The 21803-nt window shown below is 41.4% G+C and carries 19 protein-coding genes and 1 pseudogene; 6 read left to right on the top strand and 14 right to left on the bottom strand.

Features of this window, described 5'->3' with window-relative positions:
• Positions 1 to 136 precede the first annotated feature (136 nt).
• The gene (smpB, locus tag L1077_RS10865; protein WP_023401520.1) at positions 137 to 616 is read left to right on the top strand and encodes an SsrA-binding protein SmpB; all 480 of its coding nucleotides are present in this window, start codon (positions 137 to 139) and stop codon (positions 614 to 616) included.
• Positions 617 to 670: 54 nt separating this feature from the next.
• Here the strand turns inward: smpB and L1077_RS10860 are convergent, their stop codons facing one another.
• The 3 genes from L1077_RS10860 to fabB all read right to left on the bottom strand — a co-directional run bounded on the left by L1077_RS10860 (position 671) and on the right by fabB (position 3062).
• Entirely contained in the window at positions 671 to 1177 is a 507-nt protein-coding gene (locus L1077_RS10860) for a hypothetical protein (protein WP_237136867.1), read from the bottom strand.
• Between the two features lie 20 nt (positions 1178 to 1197).
• Positions 1198 to 1635 (bottom strand): hypothetical protein, encoded by a 438-nt coding sequence (locus L1077_RS10855; RefSeq protein WP_237136866.1) that lies wholly within the window; start codon positions 1633 to 1635, stop codon positions 1198 to 1200.
• 212 nt (positions 1636 to 1847) lie between these two features.
• On the bottom strand, positions 1848 to 3062 hold the full coding sequence (gene fabB / locus L1077_RS10850; RefSeq protein ID WP_237136865.1) for a beta-ketoacyl-ACP synthase I: 1215 nt from the start codon (positions 3060 to 3062) through the stop codon (positions 1848 to 1850).
• 181 nt (positions 3063 to 3243) lie between these two features.
• Between fabB and mnmC the strand changes: the two genes are divergently transcribed.
• Entirely contained in the window at positions 3244 to 5226 is a 1983-nt protein-coding gene (gene mnmC, locus L1077_RS10845) for a bifunctional tRNA (5-methylaminomethyl-2-thiouridine)(34)-methyltransferase MnmD/FAD-dependent 5-carboxymethylaminomethyl-2-thiouridine(34) oxidoreductase MnmC (RefSeq protein ID WP_237136864.1), read from the top strand.
• A gap of 33 nt (positions 5227 to 5259) precedes the next feature.
• Here the strand turns inward: mnmC and L1077_RS10840 are convergent, their stop codons facing one another.
• Positions 5260 to 6117: a flagellar protein MotY gene (locus L1077_RS10840; protein WP_417709486.1), complete on the bottom strand. Its 858-nt coding sequence runs from the start codon at positions 6115 to 6117 to the stop codon at positions 5260 to 5262.
• 228 nt (positions 6118 to 6345) lie between these two features.
• On the opposite strand from L1077_RS10840, the gene rnt reads away from it, so the two are divergent.
• Positions 6346 to 7008 carry a ribonuclease T gene (gene rnt, locus L1077_RS10835; protein ID WP_237136862.1) on the top strand — a complete coding sequence of 221 codons (663 nt, stop codon included), beginning with the start codon at positions 6346 to 6348 and terminating at the stop codon, positions 7006 to 7008.
• 56 nt (positions 7009 to 7064) lie between these two features.
• Here the strand turns inward: rnt and L1077_RS10830 are convergent, their stop codons facing one another.
• Positions 7065 to 8696: a DUF342 domain-containing protein gene (locus L1077_RS10830; protein WP_237136861.1), complete on the bottom strand. Its 1632-nt coding sequence runs from the start codon at positions 8694 to 8696 to the stop codon at positions 7065 to 7067.
• A gap of 665 nt (positions 8697 to 9361) precedes the next feature.
• Here L1077_RS10830 and L1077_RS10825 point away from each other — a divergent pair.
• Positions 9362 to 9826: a hypothetical protein gene (locus L1077_RS10825; RefSeq protein ID WP_237136860.1), complete on the top strand. Its 465-nt coding sequence runs from the start codon at positions 9362 to 9364 to the stop codon at positions 9824 to 9826.
• 123 nt (positions 9827 to 9949) lie between these two features.
• Here the strand turns inward: L1077_RS10825 and L1077_RS10820 are convergent, their stop codons facing one another.
• A complete protein-coding gene (locus L1077_RS10820) occupies positions 9950 to 10714 on the bottom strand; it encodes an isocitrate lyase/PEP mutase family protein (protein WP_237136859.1) in 765 nt (254 codons plus the stop codon).
• Between the two features lie 153 nt (positions 10715 to 10867).
• On the opposite strand from L1077_RS10820, the gene L1077_RS10815 reads away from it, so the two are divergent.
• Positions 10868 to 11764 carry a LysR substrate-binding domain-containing protein gene (locus tag L1077_RS10815; protein ID WP_237136858.1) on the top strand — a complete coding sequence of 299 codons (897 nt, stop codon included), beginning with the start codon at positions 10868 to 10870 and terminating at the stop codon, positions 11762 to 11764.
• A 24-nt stretch (positions 11765 to 11788) separates the two neighbouring features.
• Here L1077_RS10815 and L1077_RS10810 read toward each other — a convergent pair whose 3' ends face one another.
• Positions 11789 to 12289, bottom strand: coding sequence for a hypothetical protein (locus L1077_RS10810; RefSeq protein ID WP_237136857.1), 501 nt, complete (start codon positions 12287 to 12289; stop codon positions 11789 to 11791).
• A gap of 572 nt (positions 12290 to 12861) precedes the next feature.
• Between L1077_RS10810 and L1077_RS27445 the strand changes: the two are divergent.
• A pseudogene (locus L1077_RS27445) lies at positions 12862 to 13983 on the top strand (methyl-accepting chemotaxis protein); the annotation flags it as partial.
• 183 nt (positions 13984 to 14166) lie between these two features.
• Here L1077_RS27445 and L1077_RS10795 read toward each other — a convergent pair.
• From L1077_RS10795 to L1077_RS10765, 7 genes are all read right to left on the bottom strand, one after another.
• Positions 14167 to 14376: a hypothetical protein gene (locus L1077_RS10795; RefSeq protein WP_237136856.1), complete on the bottom strand. Its 210-nt coding sequence runs from the start codon at positions 14374 to 14376 to the stop codon at positions 14167 to 14169.
• Positions 14377 to 14509: 133 nt separating this feature from the next.
• Positions 14510 to 14707, bottom strand: coding sequence for a hypothetical protein (locus L1077_RS10790; protein WP_237136855.1), 198 nt, complete (start codon positions 14705 to 14707; stop codon positions 14510 to 14512).
• A 604-nt stretch (positions 14708 to 15311) separates the two neighbouring features.
• Positions 15312 to 16787 (bottom strand): cytochrome P450, encoded by a 1476-nt coding sequence (locus L1077_RS10785; protein ID WP_237136854.1) that lies wholly within the window; start codon positions 16785 to 16787, stop codon positions 15312 to 15314.
• 3 nt (positions 16788 to 16790) lie between these two features.
• Complete coding sequence (locus L1077_RS10780; RefSeq protein ID WP_237136853.1) at positions 16791 to 17399, bottom strand: chorismate--pyruvate lyase family protein; 609 nt, start codon at positions 17397 to 17399, stop codon at positions 16791 to 16793.
• Positions 17400 to 17417: 18 nt separating this feature from the next.
• Complete coding sequence (locus tag L1077_RS10775) at positions 17418 to 18965, bottom strand: NAD(P)-binding domain-containing protein (RefSeq protein WP_237136852.1); 1548 nt, start codon at positions 18963 to 18965, stop codon at positions 17418 to 17420.
• Between the two features lie 110 nt (positions 18966 to 19075).
• The gene (locus L1077_RS10770; RefSeq protein ID WP_237136851.1) at positions 19076 to 20635 is read right to left on the bottom strand and encodes an amino acid adenylation domain-containing protein; all 1560 of its coding nucleotides are present in this window, start codon (positions 20633 to 20635) and stop codon (positions 19076 to 19078) included.
• Positions 20632 to 21774: an acyl-CoA dehydrogenase family protein gene (locus L1077_RS10765; protein ID WP_039609130.1), complete on the bottom strand. Its 1143-nt coding sequence runs from the start codon at positions 21772 to 21774 to the stop codon at positions 20632 to 20634. The genes L1077_RS10770 and L1077_RS10765 overlap by 4 nt, the downstream gene beginning before the upstream one ends.
• Positions 21775 to 21803 lie beyond the last annotated feature (29 nt).

The following is a 21803-nucleotide window of genomic DNA, read 5'->3' as shown; positions in this document are numbered from 1 at the left end:
CTCCAAACTTTACTGTGCCAATTTTACCAAGCTTTTCAAGATTTTTCTTGTTTGCAGCGCCACTGTGAGCGAAAATATCGCAGATAAATTAAATAACACTGTTTTCCAATTCGATTTGTAGGTAGACTAAGCCATTATGGCAAAGAAAAAATCAAATAAATCAACAAGCAATACCATCGCGTTAAATAAAAAAGCGCGTCATGAGTATTTTTTACACGATAAGTTCGAAGCAGGTATGGAACTACAAGGCTGGGAAGTTAAAAGTATCCGAGCAGGTAAAGTGAATATCTCAGAAACTTATATCCATCTAAAAGACGGTGAAGCGTTTTTGCTTGGTTCTCAAATTCAACCTTTAAACAGTGCTTCTACACATGTTATCTGCGATCCGCTTCGTTATCGTAAGCTACTTCTCAATAAGCGTGAAATAGACAGATTAATCGGTGCCACAGAACGTGATGGCTTTTCATTAGTCGCTACTGCAATGTACTGGAAAAAATGTTGGGTAAAATTAGAGTTTCACCTAGCAAAAGGTAAGAAAATGCACGACAAGCGCGCAGACATCAAAGACAGAGACTGGTCTCGCGATAAAGAAAGGCTCATGAAGCATAAGGTTTAACACATGGAATATACAGCCTAGCATTTAGGCTGTATATCGTTATTTGCTTTAAAACTAAGCCAGTATCGCGCCAGTTTTAGCATCAATTGTTAGTACAGCATCTGTTTTTGGATCTTTAATCTTCGCTGTTTCTTTATTCACTAGTGCACTTCGTGGTACTTGGATTTTGCTTCCAGTGTCAGGGTTAACCACAATCAAAAAGCGCGATGCTTTCTGCGCAATTTCCTTCGCACCTTGGTTTTTAACAAAGTGAATATCTAGGGTCATACCAGCTGTAACACCAGCCGTTGCTGAAACTCTAAAGTTATTGATTTCATACTGCGAATTACTCGCCAGTAAGTCGTTATCAATATCTTCAACTGTTTTTACAGATGCTTTGGTGAACTCTTTTACTTTGTTCATGACAGATATATCTTTGATATTATCTTTCGCATCTGTCGCTTTTTGCTTAATAGAAGCAGTTAAGCCTTCACTCTTTTCTTTTAAATTAACGCCCAATTGATTATTCCCTTCTTCATCAGTGAAGTTTTTTGCTGCTGTTTCTTTTATTTTATTGAACATAGTTAAATCCCTTTATTATATTAATAATCGTCAAATCCATCGTCTTCAATAATCATGGTATCCGCCTCACCATCAAAGTCAGTATCAGCGATCACCGCATCTATATCACCGTCACCATCGAGATCCATGGCGACAACGTCAATTACCCCATCACCATCTGTATCTACAGCCACAGTATCGATAACGCCGTCGCCATCAGAGTCAACGCCAACAGTGTCTACATAGCCATCACCATCTGTATCCATCGCAATAGCATCAACTACGCCATCACCGTCTTCGTCAACCATGACGGTATCTACATAACCATCTCCATCAGTATCCATTGCAACGGTATCAATGTAACCATCACCGTCTTGATCAACGCCCACAGTATCAATATACCCATCGCCGTCCAAGTCAGCGACTACGCCATCACTGATACCATCTCCATCAACATCTACTTCGTATATATCTTCCATAATTATCCCTTTTATAACTACGTACACCTTGTATGTACGCACACTTTTTAGCACAGCAAAATTTTTTATTCAACAAGGTAAAATACACGATAAATATATTTATAAATTGATGGTATGTAGAGGTATAAATTATGATGAGGATTAATAACTATAATAATTTAGGTATAAAAAAAGCCCTTTCGGGCTTTTTATCAATTAGCTAATTTAAAAAATTAACCTTTGTATTTTTGAACAACAAGCGTTGCATTTGTGCCACCAAAACCGAAGCTGTTTGACATCACAGTATTTAATTCAACATCACGACGTTCAGTTACGATGTCTAAGCCTTTTGCTTCTTCATCTAACTCATCAATATTAATTGATGGCGTGATGAAGTTATTTTCAAGCATAAGTACTGAGTAAATGGCTTCGTGAACACCAGCTGCACCTAAAGCGTGGCCAGTCATTGCTTTAGTAGCACTGATTGCAGGTGAGTTATCGCCAAACAGTTCCTGAATTGCGCCGAGCTCTTTTACATCACCAACCGGTGTTGATGTGCCGTGCGTATTCAAATAATCAATGTCGCCATCAACTGTTGCCATCGCTTGCTTCATACAACGAACTGCGCCTTCACCTGATGGCGCAACCATGTCGTAACCATCTGAAGTCGCGCCGTAACCTACGATTTCACCATAGATATGCGCGCCACGAGCAAGCGCGTGCTCAAGCTCTTCAATTACCATGATACCGCCACCACCAGAGATAACAAAACCGTCACGGTTTGCATCATATGTACGTGACGCTTTTTCTGGCTCTTCGTTGTACTTAGTTGATAGCGCGCCCATCGCGTCAAATTCCATTGCCAGTGTCCAGTGTAGTTCTTCACCGCCACCTGCAAAAATAACGTCTTGTTTGCCAAGTTGAATTTGTTCAACCGCGTGACCAACACAGTGTGCAGATGTTGCACATGCAGAGCTAATTGAATAGTTTACACCTTTAATCTTGAAAGGTGTTGCTAGACATGCCGATGTTGTGCTCGCCATAGTACGCGGTACCATGTAAGGGCCAACGCGTTTAACACCGCGCTCACGTAAAATATCAGCTGCCTCTACTTGGTATTTAGAAGAACCACCACCAGAACCAACTACAAGGCCAGTACGTTCATTTGAAACTTGGTCTTCAGCTAAACCTGAGTCTTCGATAGCTTGCGCCATCGCAATATATGAATAGGCAGCAGCATCGCCCATAAAGCGGTGCGCCTTACGGTCTACTAACGCTTTCACATCAATATCAATTTTGCCTGATACATTGCTGCGCAAATTCATGTCAGCAAACTCTTGGTTAAAAGCAATACCACTTTTACCCGCTTTCAAAGATTCTAATACTTCTTGCTTGTTGTTACCGATGCTTGAAACAACACCGATCCCCGTAATTACGGCTCTTCTCATGGGTAATTCCCTTAGGACTTAAAAAATTTAGGTGTATTCTACGCGTAAAATACTGATCAAGTGGTCAGCTTTCCAGCGTACACACGTACTCTGAACTGATATTTGTGAAATTGCAACGGACTAATGCAAATAAAAGCAGTAAAATACCAGTCATCAATGAGCATTATACCAACGTATTTATATGATAAGTAACGCACAAATCCACTTTAATGATTCAGGTACCCCTGTTGCCGACAACTTTGACGACGTTTATTTTTCCAATGACGATGGGTTGGCTGAGTCAAATTATGTTTTCTTTGAGCAAAATGAACTACAAACAAGACTCACAAAACACCCTAGAAAGCACTTTGTGATCGCAGAAACTGGATTTGGCACAGGGCTGAATTTTTTAAATACGTGGGCTCGCTTTAAACAAGCAGAGAATCTAGCTGTTGAACGACTTTACTTTATGTCGTTTGAAAAATACCCCATTAAACTTGATGACTTAAAGCAAGCTTTAAAAGCTTGGCCCGGATTAACATCGCTATCGGAGCAACTGTGTGAGCAATACCCGCTTGCACTGCAAGGCTGCCATAGACTTGAATTTGAGCAAGGTCGCGTTGTTTTGGATCTCTGGTTTGGAGATGTTGAAGATTCGATGCCACAAATAGCTTATCAGAGCAAAGGCATTGTAGATGCTTGGTATTTGGATGGCTTTGCACCAAGCAAAAATCCTGATATGTGGCAACAATCCCTTTTTAACGCAATGGCACATTTGAGTCAAAAAGACGCTACCTTTGCAACTTTTACCGCTGCTGGTTTTGTTCGAAGAGGCTTACAAAGTGCAGGATTTAAGTGTAAAAAAGTCAAAGGCTATGGCCGAAAACGAGAAATGGTAGTTGGTAAGCTCAATGCGACGACCGAACAGGCAACAACTCCATTGTACTATCAGCAACATGCGGCTGAGCTATCTAATGTTGCAATTATTGGTGGTGGTATAGCAAGTAGTTGCTTGCAATATCATTTGGCAAAACGCAGCATCAAAACAAACCTATTTTGCGAAGATGACGCACTTGCCCAAGGTGCCTCACACAACCTGCAAGGTGCTGTTTATCCAAACCTACAAAGTGAGTTTGGGATCCCATCTGAATTTTATGCGCATAGCTTTTTGTATGCCAGACGCTTTTACGACCACCTTCTCAATACTGGCTATCACTTTGACCATCAATGGTGCGGTGTCCTATTACAAAGCATCAACGACAGTAAAAAAACACAACACAACAAAGTGGCCGAGAGCAACATTTTTCCAAAACAGCTGATCAAAGCAGTTGATCAAACCGAAGCTCAAGAAATTGCCAATATTGATACCCCGTACGGTGGACTATTTATTGAACTTGGCGGATGGGTTAGTCCTCCTAGGCTCACTAAATCTGTATTTAATGCAGCACAAGATCTACAAGCTAGCGAGTGTCACTTTAATACTCACGTTGAAAAGCTAGATAAGAAAGAAGACGGTTGGTACCTGACGACAAACGAAGGTCAATTCGGTCCATTTTCAGATGTATTTGTTTGCGCAGGTGAACACTCAGATCGGTTTGAGCAAACGAAAGATATTGGCATTCACGGCGTCCGCGGACAAGTCTCTCATATCAACGAGGGAGATACCTCATCTAAACTGGCTACAGTACTTTGCCATAAAGGCTACTTTACTCCGAGCCACAATGGCCTACATTGCATGGGCGCAACTTTTGAAAAACATAGCAAATCAAGAGAAGTCACTGAACAAGATAACATCACCAACCGTGAACAACTTGCTGGCTTTTATCAAGGGACTGACTTCAATAATAGTCTAGGCTCAATTGAAAGCGCTAAAGCTGCTGTGAGATGCTGCTTTAACGACCATACCCCCATGATTGGGCAAGTCCAAGACAGACATGATTTGCTGCAAGCATACGAGAATATCAAAAGAGGCAAGTTCTACGACTTTAAAGCCCAAAACTTACCTCATAAAGGACTGCATGTAGTCACCGGATTTGGCGCAAGAGGACTGTGCACTGCACCTCTTGTTACGGAGCACCTGGTTGCAAGTTTGACCCAAGAACCTTTGCCATTTAGCGAACGAGTTCACGAGGCACTGCACCCTGCCCGTTTAGTTATCAGAGATATGATCAGGAATAAAATCTAAGCACCGCATGAACTGATGCTACCAAGCCCGCGATTAGGGCTTGGAAATTTGTATTATCACTCGACGGTTCGCTTCACGCCCTATCGGTGTCGTGTTTATCGCAACATGACGCTTTTCACCAAAGCCATCCGTCATTATTTTTTCAGCCGGTACGCCTTTACTTGCCATATATTCTTTAATCGCCATCGCGCGCTTTTTAGATAGATTCAAATTGACGTTTTTACCACCATAACTGTCTGAGTAGGCTGAAATATAAATTGAATCAATGTCTGGATCATTGTTTAAGTATTCTCCAATCATATCCAGTCGCTTGCGTGATGACTTAGTCAAGTCGCTCGAATTCTTACGGTAATTCATCACCACAAATGCGATGTCTTCAAAACTGTACGGCAACAAGTTATCTCTGCACTGTAAAAAGTCCCAATATGATTTTTTGAAGTTGACAGACGATAAAGAAACGGCAATCTGGTCATGCTTGTTATTCCAATCTTGATAGTAGAAGGTAGGTTGATAGCCTTTTTCAAGCTCTGTAAGCATTTCCCAAGCGACTGGATTAGATAATTCTCCGTCAAACTTTTTAAGTAAAGCCATCTCGCCCATTGAACGCGCAGGCAACCCTGCACGCCAACTTGGCGGCACAGATTCCAGCCCTGCAAAATCATAGTCTTCGGGTCGAATAACCATATCAAGATTAAAAGTAAGATCTTTGTTTTTACTTGCTGTCGCGCTAAAAATGGCTTCGCCGTAATATGGAACATCATGAGAAAGTGTGCAAGATAACCGTGTCGTTCTATCTACCATCCACTTGGAGTTATCAACGGAGGCACTGTATTGCCGCATGGCACTGTGCGCACTAGTCGCAAACACGCATGTAATTACCGTCGCTAATATATTGAAATGTAAACTCACTTTTCTTCTCCAAGCCTATGAACAACTAAACAGGCCAACGTTGTAGTGCCTAAATCATATTTCAAGATACACAGAAGCAATAAACATACCGTCTTTCGAGACAATAAATCGACAGAAAGTAAAAATATCTACTTGTTGACCCGATCCTAATTAGCATCTTGCCTTATGATCAGTATAATAGGCGGCTAATTTTAGAAATCCAAGTTAATCATGGCAGAACAAGAGCAAACCCTATTCGCAAAACGCTTCAGAGGCTTTTTCCCCGTAGTAATTGATGTTGAAACAGCAGGCTTCAATAAAGAAACTGATGCCTTGCTAGAGATTGCGGTCAGTTTATTAAAAATGGACAGTCAAGGTGAGCTCAGCATTGATAAAACCATTCATTTCCATGTATCGCCTTTTGAGGGGGCTAACATAGAGCAATCTGCCATAGAGTTTAACGGTATTGACCCTTTCTCTGAGCTACGTGGTGCAGTAGAAGAAAGCGAAGCAATCAAAGAAATCTGCAAAGCAGTCAGAAAGGCACAAAAAGATGCTGGATGTCAGCGCTCTGTCATTGTTGCTCACAATGCGGCATTTGACCATGGTTTTTTGAACGCGGCAATTGAGCGTAATAATATAAAACGCACACCTTTTCACCCTTTCGTTAGCTTCGATACCACATCTTTGTCAGGACTAGCGCTGGGTCAGACAGTACTTGCAAAAGCATGTCGAGCTGCCGGAATAGAATTTGATAACTCTCAAGCACACTCTGCACTTTATGATACTGAACGTACAGCAGAGCTATTCTGCTACATTGTCAATAAATGGCAAGCTCTAGGTGGCTGGCCACTACCTCAAAGCGAAGAGTCAGGTAGTACTGAGCAGGGTTAATTAACGCTATTTAAACTAATCATCAAAACTAAAAAAAGCAGCCTAGGCTGCTTTTTTTAGTTTTGAAACTCCTGGGTAATTTTCCCAGCGTCTAACTTAACAGAATGAGGTGGGTAAATTCTGGAAAAAGACCGACTGTCTTTTGCGATAGTCAGTTCTATACCCGGATGCATTAGCTCATTCACTTTGACACGACTTAACTTTACCAAGCGCAGTAACTTTTGCGCAACTAACTTACAATTACGGACATTACGTTTGTAGTGTGTATCAAGACGTTGCTCTGTAACAGCCAGTTTTTTCAGGTAATTATCTCGCTTATCTGAAACAGGTGTCTTTTTCGCTTTAATTTGCGCCCGTTTCACAGCGAGTATCTTGTCTGATAAAAGCTTATCAAGCTCTTTAAATTCCTTTTCTTTTTTCTTCAAGTCATACCAATCTTGAGCAAGAACAATACGTGTTCTTGTTCCTGAAGGCGCCCCCACTTCACCTGCTTCAATGCGCATCGCGTTATACACATTGCCGCCAATTAATTTTCCACGAGGTGTATCCCCCTTGCCCACTCTGATCAGTCTTTTCGACTTCAAATCACAATGCAAAGCTTGGCGCTCAATAAATAGGTCCTGCTCAGACTCAATGTGGCAATATTGCCCGTATCCAACCGAAATTGTACGTTTAGCCTTAATGATACAAGAAAAGTCTTCGCCCTCTATGCGTTTACGTCCTATTGCCCCAAGCATAACAGTCACTGCACTTTCACTTTCTAACTGTGCAGATTCAACAAAGCCAATGACCGTAATATCACCAGATGCCTTTATTCTCATGCCATCTTTAACATCACCACTGACAACCACACTGCCGTCAAACTCGATATGCCCAGTCGTTACGTCTACGTTGTCATAACATAAAACATCATCAACACGCATACCGCGCGGCACAGCCACGGGAACACCTTTTGCGTCAGCAATCAGTAAATTGGGATCATCTGGACTTATCTTTGTCCCCTCCGATACCTGTAGTGCGTAGTCTTTACCCGGTTTAGGTTCTAACACATCACCAAACACAGAAAAGCCTTCTTCACCAGGTGTTGGCGGAACCCTTTTCATTAGTGGACTACCTGGCTTAACAGTAATGATGGCACCCAAATCTCGCATATCAACCTTGCCACCGGATTTTTCCTGAGGGCTCAGTACGCGATCCTGTGCAGTCATACATAACCGAACAAACCGTGCATCCGTACCATCTTTTGCTCTGACACCATGGGCGACTATACCTGAATACACACTACCGGGGGATTGCTCAAATTGCTGGCCCAAAAATGTATCAAGCGCTCTTTCATTTATACCCTTTACCACACCTGCATTGGTCAAAGCATCTCTTGCTTCATCAATCGTGATTAACTTACCACCTCTGGCAGTGGTTAGTCTGGCTTCCGCTAACATGTTATTTTCTTCAACACGTACAGTAATGGAAGCGTCGACCGCCCTCGCAACGATAAGGACGTCTTTGTCTCTATCATCAGAAGGGGCAAATAATTGACCAATGTTGGCATGAATGACATCAAAGTCGGCATAAGAGGATTGTTCTAGCAGCTCAACTAGCTGTGCAGCACTAGCGGGAAACCCCGAGTGCGCAGGATGTTCCTTCATAGAAACATACCCAGATTCCTCATCAAAACTAAACAACGACATCACTTCCTTCCTAAATACTCTTGCATATTTTACTTTTTTTTATGCAACTTCCACCATTTCAGCACATAGCCCTTACAATGTTAAGTTAAAATCGGCCGCTTTTCAGGCAGTTTATGAATGATTGTAAACACACTCAATGCCAAAATAGTACAAGTTACTATTATTACTAAATTTATCGGAAAAATGCGTGATTTCTTTAGCAAAATTCACAATATGAGACTTTATTATTAGCTGGGTACACACCCAAAACCTGTCATTTGATTAACAGCTTTATCAGCTTTGGCTTCATATTTGTTTGAAAATGCCTTAATTCAATTTCACACCTTTTTTGAATTAGTAAAGTCTATCGTGGAATTTTATGCATTTATTAAGCCATCAAAAAGCGTTCTTATGCTGCTCGGAACACTGACCTGTTTCTTGCTACGTATACAGGGTTTTAAATGACTAAGGAGACGTTATCAACAAATTATGGAGGAAGTAAGAAGTTATACTTATAGTCAGATGAACTCTATCAAAACTTATTCGTACCAATACATAAGTTTTGACCTAATGTCATATTTACTCAATAAAGTCTCATTAATGTTCTCATTAAGACGTTCGTCTTATTAACATGAGTTAAAGAGAGTGCAATACAGGTGATGTCAAATCACTGTGGGTAATTAAGCATGAGCAAACAACACCTAAAACTAGTTACTCAAGGTCAAGATTTTGGCTATATAACAATTAGTAATGAAATATCCGGCTTATTTTATGGCAATGGTTTAGTCAAAAATGCGGTTGAGTTTGAGCTTATACCCTGTAATGTTAATTCCAGCGCCTTTTATTACAAATTAGCATGCAGTCAAAAAAGCTACATGGACTTATCTATCGCGTCAAATGTCGTCAAAATCACACAAGCTAATAACCCTGAAATCGAAAAGGTTTGTGCTTGGAAAATAAGTCAAAGCAAGATGTATGCGCTTGTTCAGGGTAAAAGCTCAATCAATATTTTGAGCCGCTCAACGTTTAAAGATAACTCAAATATTCTATATGCAGCATCACCTTATAACCAAGACTTCAGTCATTTAGAAGTTACAATGTGCGACATACCTCATCACTCCATTATGAAGTTAAGTGAACCGCTTTCATAGCGTTACTATTTGAACCATTTAAAACACGAGCGTTATCTCTATTTGATAATCAAAAGCTCGGGGACAGTTGCACAACCGCACACGCACATAATTTCTTGGTCAAAAGTGTTGCTAAAAATACCATCACTCAAAAAGCACTGAGCAACTGCCTTGCGTTTTAATTTGCAATAACTTTGCACTCAATTGCTCATTCATTGCTATCTGCGCGAAATTGCCTGTGCTAACTCGCTTAACACCAAGCTTTGTCAGTATTTCTATGCCAAGTAGAGATGGGACAGCCATCACATTAATTGGTAATGGAGTTGCTGCAATCACTTGAATAATATCTTGTTCACGAGATATGCATGGGAAAAAGAGTCCGTCCGCACCGGCTGCTTGATAGCTACTCGCTCTGCTCAGTGCTTCATTTACTGCATTATCAACACCCAGCAAAAATGCATCACAGCGCACATTGATAAACATGGGTACATCTCTCGCGGTAAGCTCTGCACGCACGCTCTGCAACAGGGCCGCGAACTCATCTTTATTACATAATGTGCGTGTATCTCTTACTCGGCTATCTTCAATGTTTACCCCCACGACACCCAACTTGGCTAACTGTTGAATATGGTTTGCAATAATATGCGGATCTGCACTAAAGCCAGACTCCATATCAACACTCAAAGGCAATCTGCTAGATGCTGCGATCCTTTTCACAACAAACAATAGCTCTTCGAAAGGTATATGTTCACCATCCTCGTAACCGAGCACTGCAGCCAATGCTGCACTGGAGGTACCAATTGCTTGATAGCCAGCTTGCTCAGCACATTTTGCACTGGTTACGTCCCAGACGTTTGCCAATAAAAGTGGCGCCTTCTGTTGGTGAAGCTGTTTAAATTCAATCATCATTATGTCCTTGTCTTCTATTTATTCATTGTATTGATGTATATTCAATGGCTGCATTTTTGCAGTCTCGATTAAAAAAGACCAACGATGAAAATCGACTTTTATTATAAGCTCTGCTTATAATACCAAGATAAATTCAAGGATTATCAACATCACGTGTTTAAAAATATCAACCTGCTAGTCACGTTTGAATGTGCGGCACGACACAATAGCTACAGCCTAGCAGCACAAGAATTATGTATATCTCAAGCAGCTGTCAGTCAACAAATTCGTCAACTCGAAGCCTTACTCAATACTTGCTTGTTTATTCGTAAAGGAAAACGGATGCTGCTGACGCAGCAAGGATCTGCCCTGTTCGAACACACTCAAAAAGGGCTCACGATATTAAATAAAGGGATCAACCAAGTTCAAAAAGAGGGCCTTGAAGGTGAGCTGACTATCACCTCTACTCAGGCTTTTATTTCACTTTGGTTGATGCCAAGGTTGCAGGACTTTACAGATCGTTGCCCTAATATTCAAATTAACGTCTCTTCATCAGCAAATTTTGTTGATTTAAAGCAGGCCCATATAGACTTAGCAATTCGATTTGGTACCACGGTTGAGCAACATACACCGGATAATTTTAACTGCGAATACTTTGGCGAGTCACCCGTTTACCCTATTTGCTCAAATAGCTTAGCGAAACAACTCAATTTAAACGACCCCGCCAATCTATTGTCCCAGCATATAGTCACTTTAACTCATGCAGGTCCCTACGATTGGCCTAGCTGGTTTGACGTAGCCGGAGTGAAAGGGATTGAACATCACACTCTTTGGACAAAGGTCAACTCAACAGACATGGCAATTAGTGCGGTTTCTAGTGGTCATGGCGTTACACTGGCAGCTCCGTACTTATGTCAAGCGCAACTGGATAGGGGAACCCTTGTTATTCCCTACAAACTGCCACATCCAAACAAAGTTAAGCGATATTTTGTCTACGATACAAATTCCCCCAGGCTAGCAAGGCTTCAAATATTTACCGACTGGCTCAACAACGAAATGAAGCACTGCTAAGCCATTTGGTGTTCTTAGCTCTAGCTACAAGCACACACCACTTTTAGCGCCCTCTAAGCTTATGGGGTGGCTAGGGCTTTCTATCTGATAATATAAGGATAATATTTGCCATTCATTGTCGTGTTTATAAAGCTGAATGCTATTTACCCCTGTAAAATCAGGCTGCTTTTGCTCTCTATTAAACCGAGTTTCTGCCACGCTGTATACTTGTGAAAAACGATCATATGTTTGCACTTTTCTCACCACCTCACATTCGTAAAACCCTTTTTCAGGCACTTTATCAAGCAATTTAATAAACTCGGTACTAGAAATGGCCATCAAACTCGGGACGTCTTTAGTAAAATGGACACCATAAACTTTTGCCTCAGGGTGAAATAGCTTCTTAAGCATTGGGATATTCGGCTTTTCTTTTGCCGCATGTGAGAGCGCGGAGAACAACGAGCTCACCGCTTTTTCAGGTGTATCACTTGCCTGGATCCCAAACGATAAGACGAGTATCAAAACCATAAAGCTAAATCGCATCATATACTCCAAATTATTATTTTTATTTGCTAAGCATGTTTACCACTTATCTTGTACTACTTTCAACAATATCACGCATCTAAAAAAATTTAAGGTACTAGTCCACTCCATTGAATTGTGGGCCTCTATTGCTTGAGCAAAGTATACACAGCGCTACAGCACTAATAATATTAAAATACACTTTGTTTAAAACTCATCCATTCGTTCAATAAAATACACAAAAAGCAACATCTTAAAGCGCTAGAAGCTTTCTTTGGTGACATAAAAGCAATCTAATTCAAACAATATCAATAAATAAACAAACCATTGTTTTTTATGGAAATTATAGACTTACTTAAACCATAAAAGGTACAAAATACATACTAATTTATGATATTTAAACATACTCATTGACTTTCGCTTGCACATAACAATAATTCGACAATCCTAAATAATCGCCTTGAGGGTTTTGAACATCAATGTTTAGTTTTGGCAAAGAAAGAAAAGCACTGCAGCAATCGCTAGATCAAGTTATGGGCGAGAAACAAGCATTTGAGCAGACGCTAGCATCTGTAGGGCGCTCTACCGCTATCATTGAGTTCACCCCCGATGGAAAAATCATTACAGCAAATGATAACTTTCTCAAAGTAATGGAGTACGAATTAGATGAGTTAATTGGTAAACATCATCGTATTTTTTGTGATAGGCAATATACTAGCTCGGCGGATTACCAACATCTTTGGCAAAACCTAAATCGAGGCGATTTTTTCTCTGGCACCATAGAACGCTTTACTCGCTCTGGAAAACAACTTTGGCTTGAGGCCAGCTACAACCCTGTTTTCAATATCGATGGCCAATTAGTCAAGATCATCAAATTTGCTTCTGATGTCACTAAGCGTGAACACACAGCTGTATCTCAACAAAACCTGATTGACGCACTGTACCGTTCTATGGCTGTTATCGAATTTGATACATCAGGTAATGTGCTCAGTGCCAACGATAATTTCTTGGCGGCAACAGGTTACCGCTTAGACGAAATCAAAGGTCAACACCATAGTCTGTTTTGCCCAGAACATATCGTTCAGTCTCGAGACTACACTGCACTTTGGAACCAATTAGCTGCTGGTCATTATTTTAGCGGTCAAGTTGAAAGAAAAAATAAACTGGGTAACGAGTTATGGCTTGAAGCCAGCTATAACCCTATTATCGATAAAAACGGCAAAGTCATCAAGGTGACTAAATTTGCATCCGATATCACAGAACGCATTGTCGGGACACGCCAAACGCAGGAGGATGTGGGTCATGCCTCAAGCTTGGCGGATAAAGCAGCTCAAACAGGCTCAGAGTCTGTCACGGGTGTAATTGATCTCATGCAAACATTGAGCGATGACATGAGTATAGCATTGACAAAAATAGAGGCTTTGAACAAACAGTCAGACCAAATCAGTAATATTGTATCTACTATCAGCGCCATTGCAGAGCAAACTAATTTACTGGCGCTCAATGCAGCCATTGAAGCAGCTCGTGCGGGTGAGCAAGGGAGAGGGTTTGCTGTTGTTGCCGACGAAGTACGTCAACTTGCCGCTAGAACCAGTAGTTCAACGACTGAAATTGCCGATGTTGTTAAGGCAAACCTTACGCATTCAGAAGAAGTGTCGGATTCTATGAGAAAAAGTGCTGAGCAGGTCAGCTCAGGTGTCGTTCTTATTGGAGAGCTAAACACGACCATAAACGAAATTAATCAACAGATTGATAGTATTGTAAATACAGTGGCCAAATTAAACTAAGGCGACATTGACCTTCTGATGTCAGGTAAAAATTCACCTGGCATCGAACGAGGAATAGTCATAATTCCAATTATTCTTAATATATTTAATTTATACTTATGATTAACGCTAAGCCTAAAACTCGTCGTTAGTCGATAAAAACTCTTTAATATGTAAATATAGTTCTTCTTTCTTATCAAAATCTTTATTAAATAACACCCACCCATCTGTACCCATAACATCTAAATTTATTATCTCTAGATCCTTTTTATTATCGTAATGCCCAGACACCCGAAAAATTCCAAAAGGCGTAACAAGACGACTAATTAAAAACGTGTTTCTCATACATACCTCATTATTATCGAAATATTTATGTAGTTAAGGTGTAGGAAATAAAAGTTCATGGAATAAAGACTAGTAAGAAATGCGCTTATTATCAAAAAGCCAGCTAACACTGGCCTTAACATACTTAAACTATTTAACCACAGTAGTTACTTGTACAGTCAGTGATATTTTGAGTAAAGCACTTTGTCGCATCAGTTAAAGTTACATTACACTCGTTATACAACGATACCCAAATACCACCACCTGCAATAGCTTTAGTTGCTTTACTTGGTAATGACGAATTATCATTTGAAAGTGTCTTTAGTTTTGATTTTTTTATATTTAGCTTCATGGAAATTCCTTTAATTCTAAGCTCAACTACTAAAACCCCCTTTGAATTGCATTATTCTTATCAAGAAAAGAGGGCAATCTTGGAATAAATACAAGACGTTCTTGGAAATATTCAAGCAAACACTGTAACAATTTAAGGTACATGTAAAGCGTATACAAATAAAGATAGGCTCTTTGTACTTTATAAAATCTGCCTTAAAAAAGAGTAATGCGCCCTATATTATCGATTTATGTGCTTTTTAATAAACTGAATTTTTCATGTTAAAAGCTATCTGCAATACACAATCTCACGCTAACCGCAACATACTAACAACTCCTGACGAAAAAAAATTGAGTATATAACCAATGCAAGTATTATTTCCGATGAAAAAAACGACACAAAACACCACTCATTATTCGTGAAATTGATTTTTAAGAGGCTTATTTTGAAACACCTTCTACTAAACGTTAGAACTTCCAAAAGGTGTATAATAGTAGGCTTTTGGATAAATCTATATTTATGAACAGTGTTGTAAATCAAGATAACAGCAATTACTCACTCACAACTGGACGAATTGATAAAACAACATAAAAAAACCACCATAAAATGGTGGTTTTCAATCGACTTAAAACCTAGCTTTCGCTTTTATCTCTACTTCTTCTGGTACTAAAAATACCCCTGAAATTGCTTTTAGGTTTGCCTTTTTGCTCTTCGGAATTGAAAACTCAAATTTGTGAGCCAACTGAGCAAACAAAGTATGGATAATATACTTTCCGAAATGCTCACCTAAACAACGTCGCTGGCCTAACCCAAATGGAAATGCCTTACCTTGCTGCTTTTTACTCAATTCACCGTTGTCATCTAAAAAGCGCTCAGGCACAAACTCATCTGGGTTTTCCCACAATGTTTCATCACGTGTAATACTGTAGTTATTAATCACTAACGGTGTACCTTCAGGAATAAAATAACCATCTAATAACGTATCTTTACTGGTTGCATAATTCGCAGCCGGCATCGACGTGATCGAACAATGGCGCAGAACTTCAGCAATAAAAGCCTGTGTATAAGGTAAATCAGCTTTGTGCTTATTTAATGGCACCTCATCACGCCCTACTACTTCGTCTAATTCTTTTTGTACCCGCGCTTGGTATTCCGGATATGCAGCCAAATAAAGTAGCGCCCAACGCATCGCAAACGCGCCGACACCGCCACCAGCGCCAGCAACCTGAGTCAATGAACCAACAACAATTTCCTTTTCACCAATATTAAGGGCAGCCTTAGTTGCATCATCAACACTGGCATTTGCAGCAAATAGATAATCACATAAATCGCGATATTCACCTGCTACATAATCCTCTTTGCGTCGATTGACATTGAACGAGACGTACTGATCAAGTCCGTTCAGGTTAGAGCTAAACTTTTCAATTGCATCACCATATTGATCGTAATACTGCGCTTGCAAGTCCTTTGGCATCAGTTCATGACGAGTACTATTGATAAAGCCATTAGGCAACCAACTTAAACTCTTCTCATCAAAAATATTTACTTCAAACTCACCAAAACGGTCATCAAACATAACTTTGTGTAAGAAGCTAGCAAGTTTTAGCGACACTTCCCTATTTGGGTCAAAAGCAATACCACCTTGTGCTTTCCACGCCTCGGCTATGTCATTGACCTCCGTGGTCATCCAAGTTTCTATTTGATCCCAACGAGTGGAGAAGTACTCGCGCATGGCATTTGCAAATACTTTTCTATGCACTTGCCATTGCTCACCCGCTTCTAATTCTAGGAAATGTTTTTGTGGGGCGATTTGCAGTATATCGTAATCTGCGCGCACGTTAAACACATCGTTCTGTGCCACTAGCGCCTCTCGAATATATTGATAGCCATTGAGCGCCACTATAGGCCCTTTGGCTGTCTCCACAGAATAAATGTCGCCGTATTTTTTAGACAAGGATTCAATAATAAGGTGAAAGTCCTCACCCCAGAAAAACGTCTGTCCATCCTCACTATCAAACGCGATATGAGGAATTGTTGGTGTTAACTCATCTATATTTAACTTACTTTGTGGTAAAGCTTCTGCTGTATCGGTGTTTTTCATTGGTCAAATCCCACTGACTAAAGTTGATAGTTCTGCTGACGCAAATTGGTTGTCGAACTGCTCTGATTGCATATACCAAGCAAGGGGAAACTTCTCGGTAATGCGAAAAATCTTCTTGCCTTGCGAATACACTAAATACGTGCGATACAAGACAAGATCATGAGGTTCAATAGCAAAGTGCTGAGAAAGCTCGTTTGCGTATTCAAAGCCCCAAGAAAGTAGCGTTTTATATGTTTCAATTTGAAACTTTTCCCATGCCTTACCGATGGGAATGCGTGTTTGGGTTAATGCACGAGAAAAGTTCACATTCATATTGCCGTGATAAACCAAAGAGTCTGCATACAAATAAGGCAAGCCCGTTTTCTTCCCATTAAGGGTGATCACCCTTCTTTGGCAATGCATCTCTTCCTCATGAGGTAATACTGCGATATCCGCCTCTAGTAACTTATCGACGACAATCTTCTCCCCAACGATGCTCTCTAATAACTGGGTTACCGTGCCATCTGTGCCTAGGATAATTCTTTGCAGATAACTCAGGTTGTTTATGTTGTAGGCTTGTGTATTTAGACGCTCGTCTAAATTGCATAAGCACTCATCTGACAATCGGATCATGTCCTTTCCTCGCACTAATTATTTACTGATCTCACGTAACCCGTCTAAACGCAGACGAGCAAGGAGCTTTTGTGCTCCAAGGGCCAATTCAAAGTGAACGATCCTTGGCCAAGAACTAATATTGGGGAAACTCAGCAAAAACTCTCTTGCCGTGTGCGTCATATTATTGGGTCCATCCAGACGGTATTGGGCTGCGAATTGCGGGTTATGCAGCAGCTTCACTCGAAGCAATGGATCTTTAAATAAACTTGGGATCTGTGGCATGCACCCAACCAGCTTTGCCATTGAATCCATGTAGTGACAGTAATTCACCAGTGATGCGACATGCGGGGTTATCTTGTATTCCTTTTGCCAATGTTTAGTGTCATGCTTCACGACATCGTGCATTTCAGATAAGGTCGGCAATTTTGCCTCGCCTTTAGCCAACTTTGATAAATACCGACACTGCATCTCCGCGATGACGGGGATGCCGCCTTGTTGAGGCCTGACAAAACCAATGAATGACAACGAATGGTCCATTTCAGGTATAAACATCTGTTTATATAAATCACGCATATTGGAAATACTGACATCTAAAAATGGAAAACTCAGTTGATAGCCAGTACAAAATACAACTGCATCAATTTCTTCACGAGAACCGTCTTTAAACACCACAGCATCTTTCTCAAACCGCTCAATACCACCAATATTTGGGGTAACCTTACCATCGGCTATCGGGCGGAAAAGTCGCTCATTTTTAGTGACTGCTTGATAATGAGAAGGCCCTGATTTTTTTAGCCATTCACCCCGAATGCGAACATGGTCGTTACGGCTATTGACGTATTTATTAAAAATCCCTTTGGTGATCCCACCGTGATATTTATGCGGCAGCTTGTTCACAATACGCGACGTTAACCAAGACGTATCAATGGTGAAGTAAGGATCTTCTTGAAACGCCATATAACGCGGAGCCACCGCTGGATATCGACGCAGTGACAAAATACACTTGCGTGCCACCTGTGAAATCTCCGAGGTGATATCCGCCGAACTTTCACCTAATCCGACACATAAAACACGTTTACCGGCGTATTTATGCTTATCGCGATAATCATTAGAGTGTTCAATCTTTCCTTGATACATATCCAACCCAGGCAGCTCTGGGAGCTTAGGCTTTTGAAAATGCCCAGAACACACTGCGACCATATCAAACTCTTTCGTCTGCTCCTCATCGCCCCTTTTGTATGTGACCAGCCATTTTTCACCTTGTTTTTGAACACTACAAACTTCATGGTCATAGTGAATATGCTTTGCAATATCAAAGCGTGCGATATATTCACCTAAGTAGTTGATATATTCTTTCTTAGACCAAAACTTTAGTTTTTGGTGATTGGGTACATAATCAGAGTACGCCATAAAATAATTCGAGATCGTGAGGTGTAAATCATCGTAGATTTTCTTATCTGCGAATACCCCACCGAAACTTTCTGCTTTTTCAAAGCAAGTTACTTGATGACCGCCATCGGTTAATTGTTTGACGGCGGCAATACCAGATAAACCAGCACCTATCACTGCTATGGTTTTATTCATAATTCTCTCCGTGTATAGCAAGAAGTTGCATTGCGTTGCCATAATGAATGAGGCTAAGTGCCTGAGCTGTTTGCAACTTCGAGGTTAATGTTTACTTTGCTGTAAACAGGTTACGCACCACTTTGTGCCGTATGACTGGCTTGATGTGGGCGGGTTTCTGATAAGCTTCGACGCGATAATTTGCCGTTACGATTGCGCGGAAGCGCTTCCCAATACACGATTTGCTCGGGCAACATATATTTTGGTAATCGTTTGGCACAATGCATTTTTAACGTCAGCAACGACGGTGGCTTAATCCCAGCGGTAGCCACGTGCGCAACGAGGTTTTTCTGCTCATCTAACACCACCAAGCACTCTTTGATTTCTTGGTGTTGATAAAGCGCGCGTTCCACTTCGCCAAGATGCACTCGGTACCCCTTTACTTTCACCATATGATCTTGGCGGCCAACATACATAAGCTCACCCAGTTCATTGATGTAACCAATATCCCCGGTGTTGTATGCCTTTTCTTGACGTAAGTCTTTACCCCAGTAACCATCAAATACAGTGGGACCAATCACAGTGATAAACCCCTGCTGCCCAAGTGCTGCATCATGACCATCTTGGTCGCAGATTTTAATGCGCGCCCCACTTGCCGCGTATCCAATCGGTAGCTCTTCAGGCACAACGTCTGGTACTTTGTAATAACTGCATACATTCGTTTCTGTGGGGCCATAAAAGTTGAATAAATCACTCAGAGGAAACTGGGTACGCAACGCTTTAAGAGACTTCACCTCAAACGCTTCGCCCGCAAAGATAATGGTATGAAGCTGCTTACATTTTTGCCCAAACTGTGCATCAGCATTCATCATCATGGTCAAAGCAGTTGGTACTGAATACCAAATAGTGATTTGACGCTCCGCAATAAAATTAACCAGTTTCTGAGGGACATAACTATCTAGCTCTGATACAAGGTGCACACTGGCGCCACTTGCCAAAGCCACATAAATGTCCAAGACCGATAAATCAAAATGCCAAGGTGCATGGTTCGAAAATCGATCCGAGGCGACGGGTTTTATTTTCTCGATCACCCATTTTATAAATGCGAGGGCATTGGTATGGCTGATCCGAACGCCTTTTGGCACGCCCGTCGACCCAGAGGTATACAACATATACGCTAAATCATCTCCAGCGGGCGCGACATCACTTTTCAATCTTGACGGCTGACACGCCAGCGCATCGCACCAATGACTTACTTGATTGAGCTCACTCGCCTGTGCCGCTTGGACACTAAGCTCACCCTCACTATCAAATACAACAAAATGGCAACCCTCGGCGCGCGTCTCACGGTACTGCGCCAATTTAGCCTGAGTCGTGAACAGAGCTTTCATGGCACAATCACTGCGGATAATGTCAACTCGAACCATCGGGTTCATGGGATCAATTGGCACATAGACTGCACCGAGTTTAGACACCGCCAACATCGCTGCCAATGCACGACATGACTTGTCCGCCCAGATCCCCACTCTATCCCCAGATCTGATGCCTTTGCTTTGCAGCAGTACGGCAATTTGTGTCACTGCAAGAGATAAATCGCCATAGCTATATGACTCTTTATTGTCAGCAACAGCCAATGCACTATCGCCACCAACGCATAGACCTTTGAGTAAAGCATCACTGAGTATGTTCATAGCAGGCCCAACCTATTGCAGATAAGTTCACGTTGAATGTCAGAGGTGCCAGAAAACAAGACTGATCCAAGTGCGTCACGAATGCTTGAATCAACGCCGCTTTCTTGCAAATACCCCAGCGCACCATGCACACGGATAGAATCTATACCAGATTGCACAAAGGCTTCACTGATGGCTAGTTTGCTTGATGCCACAGCCTTGGTGTTGTCAACATTCTGTGACTTTTGCCAAGCAGCAAAGTACAGCAGCAATCTGGCGCTTTGTAGGCGCACTTCCATATCTGCAATGCGGTGTGACACAGCTTGAAATTTGCTGATTGTTTTGTCGCCCTGTTTACGGGTATTGGCATAATCAATACAGCGCTCAAGGTCTCTTTGCATCACGCCAATGAACAGGGCAAATAAACAGCAGCGTTCCCAATCCATGGAGGCAGCAAAAATACGTGCGCCTTGCCCTTCACTACCAAGTACGTAATCTTTATGCACTTTGACTTCGTCGAAGAAAACTTGATTAAGTTGCGCTGAGTTTAGGCCCAATTTTTTATAACTGTTACCAACATCAATACCGGGTAAATCTGCTGGTACAACAAACGCAGTTTGGCCAAGATAACCAAACTTCTCATTCGTGGTCGCATAAAGTACAAAGTAGTCTGCGACACTGCCGTTTGTGACATAAGATTTGGCGCCTTTGATAACGTAATAATCACCGTCACGCCAAGCTTTGGTTGTCAACTTACCGATATCAGAGCCTGCTTCAGCCTCCGATATCGCGTTTGCCGCAATCTTTTCGCCACTGGCAAGCAAAGGCAGTAACTTTTGCTTTAGTTGCTCACTACCATGTTCATAAATGGGCATCGCACAGGCAAAGGTATGTGCTGCACCGGCAAATAAAATACCTGTGTCCGTACATCCTTGACCTAAACCTTCTAAGACTTTGACAGTTGTTAAAATATCAAAGCCACTACCAGCTGGTGAGTATTTAGCATCTATTGGTAATCCAAAATAACCAAATTCGCCAAGAGCACGCCACGCTTCCATCGGAAACTCGCCTTGCGGCAACTTAGAAAAATCTAAGTCCTTAGCAAAGCTCAGTGCATGCTCAAATAACTCGAGCTGATCCTCATTCCACTCAAAGTTCATAATCAATCCTTCCCTTAAAAGGAAAAGCG

Origin of the sequence: Pseudoalteromonas luteoviolacea, from assembly GCF_021654285.1 — a bacterium.
Classification (GTDB): Bacteria; Pseudomonadota; Gammaproteobacteria; order Enterobacterales; family Alteromonadaceae; genus Pseudoalteromonas; species Pseudoalteromonas luteoviolacea_J.
This window is presented reverse-complemented; position numbering and strand designations above follow the sequence as displayed.

Coding starts and splice junctions, on each gene's coding strand:
- L1077_RS10795 (WP_237136856.1), bottom strand. CDS start 14,376: ATGAGAAACACGTTTTTAATTAGTCGTCTTGTTACGCCTTTTGGAATT.
- L1077_RS10825 (WP_237136860.1), top strand. CDS start 9,362: ATGAGCAAACAACACCTAAAACTAGTTACTCAAGGTCAAGATTTTGGC.
- rnt (WP_237136862.1), top strand. CDS start 6,346: ATGGCAGAACAAGAGCAAACCCTATTCGCAAAACGCTTCAGAGGCTTT.
- mnmC (WP_237136864.1), top strand. CDS start 3,244: ATGATAAGTAACGCACAAATCCACTTTAATGATTCAGGTACCCCTGTT.
- L1077_RS10810 (WP_237136857.1), bottom strand. CDS start 12,289: ATGATGCGATTTAGCTTTATGGTTTTGATACTCGTCTTATCGTTTGGG.
- L1077_RS10775 (WP_237136852.1), bottom strand. CDS start 18,965: ATGAATAAAACCATAGCAGTGATAGGTGCTGGTTTATCTGGTATTGCC.
- L1077_RS10820 (WP_237136859.1), bottom strand. CDS start 10,714: ATGATGATTGAATTTAAACAGCTTCACCAACAGAAGGCGCCACTTTTA.
- L1077_RS10830 (WP_237136861.1), bottom strand. CDS start 8,696: ATGTCGTTGTTTAGTTTTGATGAGGAATCTGGGTATGTTTCTATGAAG.
- L1077_RS10780 (WP_237136853.1), bottom strand. CDS start 17,399: ATGATCCGATTGTCAGATGAGTGCTTATGCAATTTAGACGAGCGTCTA.
- L1077_RS10790 (WP_237136855.1), bottom strand. CDS start 14,707: ATGAAGCTAAATATAAAAAAATCAAAACTAAAGACACTTTCAAATGAT.
- L1077_RS10765 (WP_039609130.1), bottom strand. CDS start 21,774: ATGAACTTTGAGTGGAATGAGGATCAGCTCGAGTTATTTGAGCATGCA.
- L1077_RS10785 (WP_237136854.1), bottom strand. CDS start 16,787: ATGAAAAACACCGATACAGCAGAAGCTTTACCACAAAGTAAGTTAAAT.
- fabB (WP_237136865.1), bottom strand. CDS start 3,062: ATGAGAAGAGCCGTAATTACGGGGATCGGTGTTGTTTCAAGCATCGGT.
- L1077_RS10770 (WP_237136851.1), bottom strand. CDS start 20,635: ATGAACATACTCAGTGATGCTTTACTCAAAGGTCTATGCGTTGGTGGC.
- L1077_RS10860 (WP_237136867.1), bottom strand. CDS start 1,177: ATGTTCAATAAAATAAAAGAAACAGCAGCAAAAAACTTCACTGATGAA.
- L1077_RS10855 (WP_237136866.1), bottom strand. CDS start 1,635: ATGGAAGATATATACGAAGTAGATGTTGATGGAGATGGTATCAGTGAT.
- smpB (WP_023401520.1), top strand. CDS start 137: ATGGCAAAGAAAAAATCAAATAAATCAACAAGCAATACCATCGCGTTA.